Raw genomic sequence first — 11,823 nt, forward strand, 5'->3', positions numbered from 1 at the left:
TTGAATGTGATGATGCAATCTTTGAATTGCACCATCACAGCAAACATATCTATTAGATTAAGACAAATAATACTGATGACGCTTCTGTGAAAATTTATCCAACTGTTTCAAGAAGCCTTCAAAATAATTCTTCTCTTTTTCCTCAGTTCGATAGCCAGCATATAATGTCCTACGCAGACCTCTTTCAGAAACACAATCCAAACGACGTGATGTTACCCAGCCTTTTTGCTCATACTCATTCACAACCCAATCAGGCAAAGCCGCAATACCACGCCCACTTGCCACCAATTGAATTAACATTTGAGTTAAGTCCGTGGTACGGATCTGTTTAGGTAGAATATTCGCTGGAATGAATAGCTTAGACATAATATCTAAGCGATGTTTATCAACTGGATAAGTAATAAGAGTTTCTTCAGCCAAATCCTGTACTGTAATCTTTTCAGCACGTACCAAAGGGTGTGTATTGGATAATACTAAGCGCGATTCGTATTCAAAGATTGGAAAGTAATCCACCCCTTTTAAAGCAATTGGATCTGCGGTAATAAGCAAATCAAACTCGCCATTTTGTAACAACTCATGCGGATTGGCTTCGAAGCCAGAAGCAAAATCTAAATCTACATCTGGATATTGCTGGCGATATTGATTTAACAATGGCATGAGCCAATCAAAACAACTATGACATTCTGAGGAGAAAATAATACGTCCAGTTTGACCATGTACAATTCGCGTAATATCAGTTTGTGCAATTTGAATTTGTGGCAAAACATCGTCTGCAAGCTTTAACAGACGTTGTCCTACATTGGAAAATGAGACAGGACGGCTACGACGATTCACCACCTCTACCCCGTACCAATGATCTAACTCTTTTAATTGATGCGAAATAGCCGAAGGCGTCAAACACAAATCATTGGCGGCTGCAACCAAAGAGCCATGTTCACGAAGTGCGAGTAATGTTTTTAGATGTCGAATTTCAAGCATGTTTATTATCAGTCCGCAAAAAATCAAAAATAAAATGTCTGCGTAATAGTTTAAATCGGATGAAATACCGCAAACCGAGCGAGCAACGACATAAATGTTGATTGATATAATTAAAAACAAAAATCAAAAAAAATGAATTTAACTCATTCTATCACAAAATAAATTAATATATTTCACCACTTGTTCATTTCAGCATCTCTTTATTAGATCGCATTTACATATATTTTCCTTAATCTTTAGGTTAAATACACTCAGGCATCAAGTGAGATTTTTTAATACTTTTTCTTTAAAAAAATACTGAACATATCCTTTAATTTATATCAAAAATATACAAAAAATTATCTCATCTATATGATTAAATTCATTAATTTAAAACAGCCAATCTAACATTCAAAATTTCAATTACGTTCAAATTACAATAAATTCCGAGTGAATTACTTAACATTATTCGTTCATTTCACCTATAATTGTTCATTCTCCCCCTCCCAATGTTTCTATTAAAAATGATCTCTGTGGATATAAATACGGCGACTGATCCTACGCCATCCTATCGCCTATTGTGGGTTATTCTTGCACTTGCCTTAGGTGGTTTTTGTATAGGCACAACTGAATTTGTCGCGATGGGTCTTATCCAAGAAATTTCACATAATTTAAATGTGAGTATTCCTGTTGCGGGTCATTTTATTAGTGCTTACGCCTTAGGCGTCACTATTGGTGCTCCAATCATCGCAATCTTAGCGGCTAAAGTACCCCGAAAAATCTTATTGATTGGGTTGATGCTTTTTTATGGTATCGCCAATGTCATCACTGCTTTAACAAATAGCTATGAAAGTATGTTGCTATCACGTTTTATCGCAGGGTTGCCTCACGGTGCTTATTTCGGTATCGCAGCCTTAGTTGTTGCTGAATTTGCAGGCAAACAAAAACGTGCTTCTGCTGTTGCCAAACTCATGATGGGCTTAAATGTTGCAACGGTTATTGGCGTGCCTTTTGCGACATGGTTGGGACAACATTATGGTTGGCGTACTGGGTTTGAATTTTCAGCTTCAATTGCATTTGTAACAGTGATTGCAATTTGTTTTTGCTTGCCAAAAATTCAACTCGACCACACTGCCAGCATTCAAAATGAACTTCGCGGACTTAAAAATACGCAAATGTGGTTAACTTTAGCTGTCGGTGCTATTGGTTTTGGCGGTCTTTTCTCGGTATATAGTTACGTTTCACCAATTTTGACTGAATACACACATGCCCGTATTGAAATCGTCCCTTTTGCACTTGCAAGTATTGGTTTAGGTTTAGTACTTGGTGGTTTAGTTGCAGGACATTTCGCTGATAGAAATCTGAATAAGGCAATTATTTGGGTACTCCTTTCAAATGCTGGCTCTTATATTATTTGCGCACTCACGATAGGCAACCTCTATACGGCATTTGCTGCATTATTCTTAGTCAGTTTTAGCATTGCAGGTTTAGGACCATTGCTGCAAACGCGCCTCATGGATGTTGCAGGTAATGCTCAGAGTTTGGCAGCTTCTCTGAATCATTCAGCATTCAATATTGCCAATGCTTTTGGTGCTTTTCTGGGCGGTTGGTTAATTAGTCAAAACTTGGGGTGGCTCGCGCCCATTTGGGTTGGTACATTACTGAGTTTCGGTGGTTTAATTATTTTATTTTGTGCTTTTCAGCATGAGAAAAATAATCTAGTCGTTTCATCATGTCATGAATCTATCTAACACAATGCCTAGACGTGTTCATATGTGAAATAAGCAATGAAAGTGCTTTCTGTTTTCATTGCTTTACCCATCGCTTGACTCTCAATTTTTAAATATTATTCAGGTAATTTTTTACCACAATGTGGACAATAAGCATATTGTTCACGTTCCTGTTTCAAAGATTCCTCTTTTTGCTCTCGAATCAACTGAAGAATAATATCTTGGGTCTGCTCTTGAGTCAGTCCCACTTCTTTACGTATTTCCTCAATCTTTTCTTTTTCTAGAATAAAATCAATATCACTGTTTTGAATCAATTCACGAAATCTGAGTTCCAATTCTTGTTTTCGCAATTCAAGCTCATTTGCCAAACCATTGGCTAGAATACCCGCGGGTAAAGCGGCCAAGCCCACACCTAAAATGGTAATCAGTGCCCCTAAAAAACGGCCAAGCGGCGTTACAGGAGTCACATCACCATACCCCACCGTAGTTAAAGTCACGACCGCCCACCACATCGATGCTGGGATTGAACTAAAAACATCAGGTTGTACCCGACTTTCAATCAAATACACACCTGCTGCCGCCATAATAATCATAATCACCAAGATAAAAATGACGGCTTGGAATGAACCTTTTTCGCGTTCGATGACTCGTAATAAAATTTGCAATGAAACAAAATATCGAGTCAGTTTTAATAATCGCAGTAAACGGACAATTCGGAGGAATCTTAGGTCGAAATGAACAAAGAAATTGAGATATGCAGGCAAAATAGCCAGTAAATCAATAATCGCCCCGCCACTTTTAACCCAATTTAAACGATTTTTCCAAGCCGATTCAAAACTGTCTGACTCTGCAACTGACCAAAAACGTAAAATGTATTCTGTGGTAAAAATAAAAATTGAAAAAAGTTCAAAATAATAAAAAAAAGCTTCGTAACGTACATAATATTGATGTACTGACTCAAGTAATACCGCAGCAGCATTACTCATAATGAGTGCTATCAGAAAATAATTAATCGCACGACTTAAGCGGGTTTCATAATCTTCATTGTGCAAATTGTTATAAACAAACTTGCGTAGCGTATACCATGCCGTAAATTTCATTGCTGTTCTAAGTTATTCTTATCGCTTATAAATCAGTGTATATGAACTTTAATTTAAAGTAAGCAAGAATTCCTCTTGCCTACTCTTTTCTCTCATTTAAGTTTTATTCTATATAAAGTAACGCTAAACGTACTTGGTCATAGCCCATACGTGGATTAGTTGCTTCCACAATTGGACGTAATTTGATTGCACCATCATCTGCGAAATGATCTGGGCTTTGACGCTTCTGTAAACGTTTATAGATTTTACGGACTTCCTCTACAACCTCTTCACCTGGATGCGCGACAGAAATATCCAAACCTTGCTCTTTATGTAAACGCCCTAAATGATTAATAATGGTGGCAGGAGTGAGCCCACGTTCTGTTGCAATATCTTCAATCTCATAGCCAGATTCAAATAGTTCTCGAGTTTCGTCTAAAGTTGCCGAAGCATAGTTTTGCTTACCCGCACTCCGAGCAATTTTCTTTTCATTTCGCTCAATTTCAACTTCATTTAACGTTCCACCGCAATGTCGAATAAAAGCTTTATGTTGTACGCTTAAATCAGTATCAGCAAAATTTGTTTCAGCTTCAGCAGAGAGTTCTTGAAAGCGTCGATCTGCTTTAATAGCAAGACTGTCTAATTCCAAAGCTTGCATGTTAAAGCCCAGCAATTTTAAACCATCTAATGATTTTAGACGTGATAACGCAACATAACCTTGTCCTTTCTCGAAAGTATGACTTAAGTTTATTTCTGCCGCTGCCAAGGTCATACCTTGTGATTTATGAATAGTAATTGCCCATGCCAGACGCAGTGGAATTTGCTGCAAACTGGCAATACTCTTCCCCGCTTCGTTATCCACCGACCATGTTTCTGGTTCAACCAATAAGACTGAACCATCAGTGAGTTTCACTTTTGGCAAAATACCATGATCATCATCTTCTTCAAAACCAATGACTTCACCTAAACTGCCATTGATATATCCCATGTCAAAGTTATTTTTCACAAACATCACTTTGGCATTCTTTTTTAAAGTTAACGCTTCTGGTGCACGTACAGAAGATTTCAGGGTTTCAATTAATTTATCATTACCATCACAGACTGCCATGAATTCATGACCTTGCTGCTCAATGGCATTTAAATGCTGAAAATTAATTGAATCGACATCCATGTTATGGGTATAAAGACGCGTAAATGTATCACCAATATCTTGTGAACGCGTTTGTTCTAATACACGTATATGTTCCGAAGTAATACTCTGACTACGAATTGCATTCAAAATATCATTGAGATAATCATTGCCTTGACGATGTTGCTCGGTCAGGTAGCAAACACGAAACTTGGCCTCAACCCACGCCTCAGACATAAAGCAGAATTTATCCCGATTCAGCTCTTCTTTTTTCCCAACGGGCGGCAACTGAAAAAAGTCACCCGCAACAATCACCTGAATGCCGCCAAAAGCATCGTCACTTTCTTTGAAGTATTTTAAAACCTGATTGACTAAATTGAGTTGTTTTGCATGCAACATCGAAATTTCATCAATAATTAATACCTGTGCATTTTCTAAATGTTCTTTGAGGTATTTACGTTCTTTCATACGCTTAAGATCATCATCGCTTAGGCTATCTTTAATACCAATACCCGCCCAAGTATGAATGGTCATGCCATTCATATGCGTTGCAGCAATACCTGTAGACGCCGTAATCGCAACAGGCACCTTACGCGCTTTCAAATAATTGATGTACTGATTTAAAGTATAGGTTTTTCCTGCACCAGCCGAACCTGTAAGGAAGACATTTTCGCCAGCTTTAAGGAGCTTAAGTGCAGTTTCTTGTTTCATATGACCGATAACCAATAAATAACGGCTATAGCCTAACGAGTTTTGCGTTAAAAGTTAAGTCTGAGAAGAAACACAGTTATCTTTTTCTAGATTACTCCAATAAATTACAAAAGCTTATCTATCAATTTTTAAATGAAGCAAAATAGTTTTTGTTGATTGTTTAACTTTTATGAAGTTTATTTCAGTGCTGGTGAAAAATGTTCGTTAAACCATTGAATGAATTGTTCTGCAATCGTCACCAACAATTGCTCCGCTTTTTGATTATTTGGATACTCCAATTGATCAAACAACAATTTACCTGCCTGAATATGGCAACCTAGTGTTAAAGACTGCGCGTAATGCGGTGATGACATATGAAAAGCAACATATTCTCCTTGCATAATCCGTTCCGCATAACTCATCGCCAAGCAATGATGAAATACATTCGACTCTTCAATTATTCTTTCAATATGATGCAGTTCCTCAAAACTCCAACCTGAATATTGCAAAATAGTTTGAGGCGATACAGCATTCCAAGTATTCACTGCAAAATTTTGTTTTAACCGCGCTAAAATTTCATCTTTATGTAACTGCCGATGCCATTCTACGGCATGGTGAAACAGACCTAGCCATGTACTATTTTTGGCAATTTCACGATTTTCATTAAAACAATAGATCAAGTAATCTCGAACATAAGCATCAAATACAGACACTCTTAAATTCTGATATCTTAAATAAAATAAAGCCCTAAACTCATTCACAGGGACATGATGCCGACGTAAGGTACGATAAAACCCCCGATTTTGGTGTGTACTTGGATGTACATAATTCAATAACTCATGAGGTAAATCTTGCACAATATGATGTAAATGCAACATATATGCCTGCATGACACGGCTAATTTTCTTGTAGACTTGCTTCACTATGGTTTCATTTTTATTGGCAACATTACGCAGTAAATTCATCCATTCATCCAAATATAAAATAGATGGACTGATGGCGATACGCTGATCCTCTACCGTTTGCTGTTGTCCTTTCAGCACCACGCTTTGATTGTTCTGGTGTTCAAACCATTGTTCTGTGGTCGCATGAATATCACAACTTTGAATGAACATCCGCGCACAGGTATGTTGAAAATATTGTAATGTTAATAAAATGATACAAGGGTGAATTTGACTAGTATCGACAAAACTTAAAGCGGTAACGGCGACGCGTACATGACTGTGTTGAATGTGTGTACTTAACCAGTCCAGTACCATTGCGTCTTGCTTAAACAGCCAATTGACCGTTCTGGAATAGTCAAATATAGGTAAACGCGCCACTTTTTTTTGCCAAATCTGCGCATTTGGCTGCAAAAAATTCTGTTTAGCCAATAAATCATCTTTATGCCACAACTCCCGATTCATCAAACGCACAAAAGATAAAACATGACTTTGCTGTAAGGCATAAGGTTGCAGTAATGCAAAATCCATTTGATGATCAAGCAACTCATCTAAATTAAATTTTTGTTCAAAAGTTAAAGTCGCTATCCGATACAGTGCTGAAGGTAAAAACTGCGCTGCACTGTGACAAAGCTCATCATAACAATCCATTAAACCCTGCAAAGGTAAAAAATCATCTCCATTCACAATATGTAAAGCACAAAGCTGGCTAAAATGTTGTTGTAATGCAGGATCCAAATCAATTCCCATTTGTTTAGACTGGGCAAAACAAGCGTATTTTGCCATTCCAAGTACCATTAAACGCCGATCTAACAACTCAGCTTGCGCCAAGCTCATGTGGTTTAAACATGTAATGACACGTGTAGATCCATCCACCCACTGATAAATTTGTTTCGCAATAAGTTCACGTAATTGCTGCGCTTTATTTTTAAGAAATAAGGAATGTTGTTCATTCAATTGATCAGTCAAAAAACCGACATCATTCAAAAAAAAATCTTCAAGTAATTCTGCATGTTGATCTTGATAATGGAAGTTATATTGAATAAAAGGCGTCTGTTGATTTTGGACTAACTCAAAAGAAAGATGAAACATCTCATTCATTATATAGATGGTATGTTTCTCTTGATCTATCCGAAACATATTTTGCGCATTAATATCCCCCAAGATTTGCCATTGTTGATGCTGCATGGTCATCAAATCTGGAGAAAAACTCAGAATCAACTGAGCAATTTGACGTTGTTGCGGTATTAAACGCTCTTGTTCCATACACGCCCCTCATTCTACTTTTGTATAATGCCTCTCTTTATTGTAATCAAATTTTTTAAAAAAGCACCTAAAGAAAAAAATTCACATATTTTGTTATTTTTCAAAATATTAGATAAAAATATTACAGTATTAATTTTCAACAGCATCCTACCTCTCCACGACAATTTTCCAATCTAAATATGATGGTAGGTGTTTGGTAGGTAGGCTTAAATGTGTCTTCATTTAATACTCAAACCACGGTGAGGGTCACCGCTTAAAACATAACAATGGTAGAAGGAATCGCACCATGGCTTTTAAAAATATTGCAGATCAAACAAACGGTTTTTACATTCCATGTGTTTCACTCTTTGGTCCAGGCTGTGCTAAAGAGATTGGGACCAAAGCACAAAATTTAGGTGCTAAAAAAGCACTGATTGTTACCGATGCTGGCTTATTTAAGTTTGGTGTAGCAGACATGATTGCAAGCTATCTAAAAGATGCGGGTGTCGACAGTCACATCTTCCCAGGTGCAGAACCAAACCCAACAGATATTAACGTACATAACGGTGTACAAGCTTACAATGACCATGCCTGTGACTTTATTGTCTCACTAGGTGGTGGTTCATCACATGACTGTGCAAAAGGCATTGGTCTGGTAACAGCAGGTGGCGGTCATATTCGTGATTATGAAGGCATTGATAAAAGCTCTGTCCCAATGACTCCTCTGATTGCAGTAAATACAACTGCTGGTACAGCATCTGAAATGACGCGCTTCTGTATTATTACCAACACAGACACGCATGTAAAAATGGCAATTGTCGATTGGCGCTGCACTCCACTGATTGCAATTGATGACCCTAAACTCATGATTGCAAAACCAGCTAGCTTAACTGCTGCTACAGGTATGGATGCATTGACTCATGCTGTAGAAGCATATGTTTCTACTGCTGCAAATCCAATTACCGATGCATGTGCTGAAAAAGCGATTTCAATGATCAGTGAATGGTTGCGCCCAGCGGTTGCCAACGGTGAAAACCTTGAAGCACGTGATGCAATGAGCTATGCACAGTATCTTGCAGGTATGGCATTCAACAATGCCTCTTTAGGTTATGTTCATGCCATGGCACACCAATTAGGCGGCTTCTATAACCTACCACATGGTGTATGTAATGCGGTATTACTACCACATGTATGCGAATTCAACTTAATTGCCTGCCCTGACCGTTATGCACGTATTGCCGAGTTAATGGGTGTTAACACCACTGGATTTACCGTGACTGAAGCTGCCTATGCTGCGATTGAAGCAATCCGTGAGTTGTCATCTTCTATCGGTATTCCATCAAACCTATCTGAACTCGGTGTGAAAGAGCAAGATTTAGGCATTATGTCTGAAAATGCTCAAAAAGATGCTTGTATGTTGACTAACCCACGTAAAGCTACTCATGCTCAAGTGGTTGATATTTTCAAAGCGGCATTAAAAAGTGGCGCTGAAGTTGTAGATTTTAAAGCAGCGGTGTAAGTCTCTCCAATCTCTTACTTTTTGCTTTTGGCAACCCAGTTCTGTTTGAATCGGGCATGGAATGTAGCCAATGTTGACTAACCATTGGCTGCAGTCTAGATTCTTTACAGAAGAAGGCACTGGGTTGCATTTTTTTATTTTACAATCAATTCAATTTGACAAATGTTCCAACATCATCAAGGATTAAACCATAATAAATCTTGATGAGTATAAAAATGACATCGCTCAAAATTCCTACCACCTATCAAGCCGATGTTCTGGGACCAGATTATCAACAGTTTGTGCTTGAATTCCCCGATGATTATGAAGGCAAAGTCGTTGCGACTTTAGTCCGCAAAAAAAATACTCAAGCCACCACCAAAGCAATTCTGTACATTCATGGTTTTATTGATTATTTTTTTCAAACTGAAATGGCAGATCAATTCAATCAGCAGGGTTTTGATTTCTACGCACTGGATTTACGCAAATATGGACGTTCCCGTTTAGGGCATCAACAACTCTATAATGTTCGTGATTTAAGTGAATACGATGCAGAAATTAATAAAGCGTTAGAAATTATTCAAGCTGAAGGTCATGATGCTGTGTTGTTAAGCGGGCATTCAACGGGAGGCCTCATTTGTACCTTATTTGCAGCCCATCACCCGCAGCATTCATTGATTAAGGGTTTATGGGCAAACAGTCCTTTTTATGATTTCAATATGAGCGAGTTTGAGAAAAATAAGGCGCTGCCTCAACTTAGCAAACTAGGTCGATTGCTTCCGAATCTCACTATTCCAAGCGGTTTGAATAAATGGTACGTCCCTAGCCTACATTGTCACTATCACGGTGAATGGAATTTTAATCTGGAGTGGAAACAACCAAGCTATAAAATGGTAAAACTCAGCTTTGTTCGAGCCATCCATGAAGCTCAAAAAGAGATTCACGCAGGTGTAACACTCACTATTCCCACCCTAGTCATGCATTCACATCAAACCACCAACCCGAAAAAATGGGGGATTGAAGCTCAGACCAGTGACGTGATTTTAAACGTTAATGACATTCAAAAATACGCCGAGAAAATGATCGGAGATATCAGTATTCAAACCATTGAAAATGGTTTGCACGATTTGGTTTTATCCGCACCTAAAGTTCGTGAGCAGGTTTATCAGAACTTATTTGCTTGGATAAAGGAGAAAGGAATCTGAATTAAAAGTTCTCTCTATCCTTAAATTTCAATAGCGTTTGATGAACAGGATGTGTCTTAGGCATCAGTTCAATCAAACGCTCTACCGCATCTATTGCTTCTGGAAAATGCGCCACGTGTTTTAGTAATACATCAGTTTCGTTGGCTTTAAAAATGGCATCACTTAAACGTGACTCCAAACAATCCCGCCAAGCACATAAAAATGGACTTTCGGTTTTCGCCAAGAACACGCCTGTATACAACCTTAAAGCGGTTTCCAAATATCCAGCGTCTAAAGCTTGCTCAGCCTGTAAAAAATCCGCATCGACATTGACCAACAAACGGTAAGGTCTTGAGCCTAACATGCCTCCCAAAATATCACGAAGTTGTGACATTTCCGCTTTTAACGTTCCCACACTGACCTTACGTTCTCCATATAGCGCTTGATGTAAGGTATCCAAAGTTAGCCCTTGAGGACACAAAGCCAAAATCGCCAGAATCTCAATTTGACGCGGCGTCAGTACCAAGGCTTTACCATTAAACAAAATTTGTGGCACAGCAAATGCACGAATAAATAACTGTTGCTTTTGATATTCCAATAAAGCGGATTGAATAATCGAAGAACAGCGCTCAGCAGCCAAAAGTCCCAAGCTATTGTGGTTTTTCCATGTGGTCGATAAGTCGATGACCCCCAAGAGTTGCTTTGAATAAGGATCAATAATAGGTGCCGCATAACACACCCAGTCCTGTATAGAAGTCATGTAGTGCTCATTAGAAAACACACAACTCGATTGCTGGGTTTTTAACGATAATGCTAATGCATTAGTACCGACCAACTCTTCTCGCCACTGCCCACCTTCAACAAAGTGTACACTTTCAGCAGCTCTCTGCATTTGATGGCTCGATGCCGACCACACAATGGTACTACCGATATCGCCCACAGCAATCACCATGGAAGATTGCTGTGCAATATGTTTGAGATCTTCCGTGCAAAGTTGTAAGGCATGCTCTAATGCACCGTTTAAACCACGACGATGCTGATGATTAATTGGCGCTGCCATACGGTCTTTAGGAATCGCTGCCGAAGCAGAACGCTGCCATGAACTTGCAATACTTTGCCCTAATTGTTCTGCATGTAATGGCGAAAGGCTACTGCTTTGGCGAAACTGATCAATCCTTTGTCTTTTTTCTAATAATGCTTGCTTATTCATCATTGCTTTCTCTCAACAACTAATGATTCGACGTCCTGTACTTAACTGTTTTTGTAAGCATTTGTCGTCCTGTTGTAAACCTTCTACTTTCCAACCTTTCTCCAACCTTATGCTAGTTATGCTAAACAAATAATGTACTGTTGTACCTTATACCAAAGCT

8 protein-coding genes are annotated in these 11,823 nt (G+C 38.5%); 3 read left to right on the top strand and 5 right to left on the bottom strand.

The window, feature by feature from the left end:
* Positions 1 to 57 precede the first annotated feature (57 nt).
* Positions 58 to 978, bottom strand: coding sequence for a LysR family transcriptional regulator (locus MP622_RS07390; protein ID WP_016167657.1), 921 nt, complete (start codon positions 976 to 978; stop codon positions 58 to 60).
* A gap of 518 nt (positions 979 to 1,496) precedes the next feature.
* On the opposite strand from MP622_RS07390, the gene MP622_RS07395 reads away from it, so the two are divergent.
* Positions 1,497 to 2,708, top strand: coding sequence for an MFS transporter (locus MP622_RS07395; RefSeq protein WP_228155373.1), 1,212 nt, complete (start codon positions 1,497 to 1,499; stop codon positions 2,706 to 2,708).
* Positions 2,709 to 2,803: 95 nt separating this feature from the next.
* Here the strand turns inward: MP622_RS07395 and MP622_RS07400 are convergent, their stop codons facing one another.
* From MP622_RS07400 to MP622_RS07410, 3 genes are all read right to left on the bottom strand, one after another.
* Entirely contained in the window at positions 2,804 to 3,787 is a 984-nt protein-coding gene (locus MP622_RS07400) for an ion transporter (protein WP_243793267.1), read from the bottom strand.
* A 103-nt stretch (positions 3,788 to 3,890) separates the two neighbouring features.
* Entirely contained in the window at positions 3,891 to 5,606 is a 1,716-nt protein-coding gene (locus MP622_RS07405) for an AAA family ATPase (protein WP_243793268.1), read from the bottom strand.
* Positions 5,607 to 5,782: 176 nt separating this feature from the next.
* The gene (locus MP622_RS07410; protein WP_044739829.1) at positions 5,783 to 7,792 is read right to left on the bottom strand and encodes a hypothetical protein; all 2,010 of its coding nucleotides are present in this window, start codon (positions 7,790 to 7,792) and stop codon (positions 5,783 to 5,785) included.
* 286 nt (positions 7,793 to 8,078) lie between these two features.
* Between MP622_RS07410 and MP622_RS07415 the strand changes: the two genes are divergently transcribed.
* On the top strand, positions 8,079 to 9,290 hold the full coding sequence (locus tag MP622_RS07415) for an iron-containing alcohol dehydrogenase (RefSeq protein WP_044739830.1): 1,212 nt from the start codon (positions 8,079 to 8,081) through the stop codon (positions 9,288 to 9,290).
* 215 nt (positions 9,291 to 9,505) lie between these two features.
* A complete protein-coding gene (locus MP622_RS07420; protein WP_104442234.1) occupies positions 9,506 to 10,474 on the top strand; it encodes an alpha/beta hydrolase in 969 nt (322 codons plus the stop codon).
* Position 10,475: 1 nt separating this feature from the next.
* Here MP622_RS07420 and MP622_RS07425 read toward each other — a convergent pair whose 3' ends face one another.
* Positions 10,476 to 11,666 carry a transcriptional regulator gene (locus tag MP622_RS07425; protein WP_243793269.1) on the bottom strand — a complete coding sequence of 397 codons (1,191 nt, stop codon included), beginning with the start codon at positions 11,664 to 11,666 and terminating at the stop codon, positions 10,476 to 10,478.
* Positions 11,667 to 11,823 lie beyond the last annotated feature (157 nt).

The sequence above is a fragment of the Acinetobacter sp. PK01 genome, from assembly GCF_022819285.1.
In the GTDB taxonomy this organism is placed as follows: Bacteria; Pseudomonadota; Gammaproteobacteria; order Pseudomonadales; family Moraxellaceae; genus Acinetobacter; species Acinetobacter tandoii.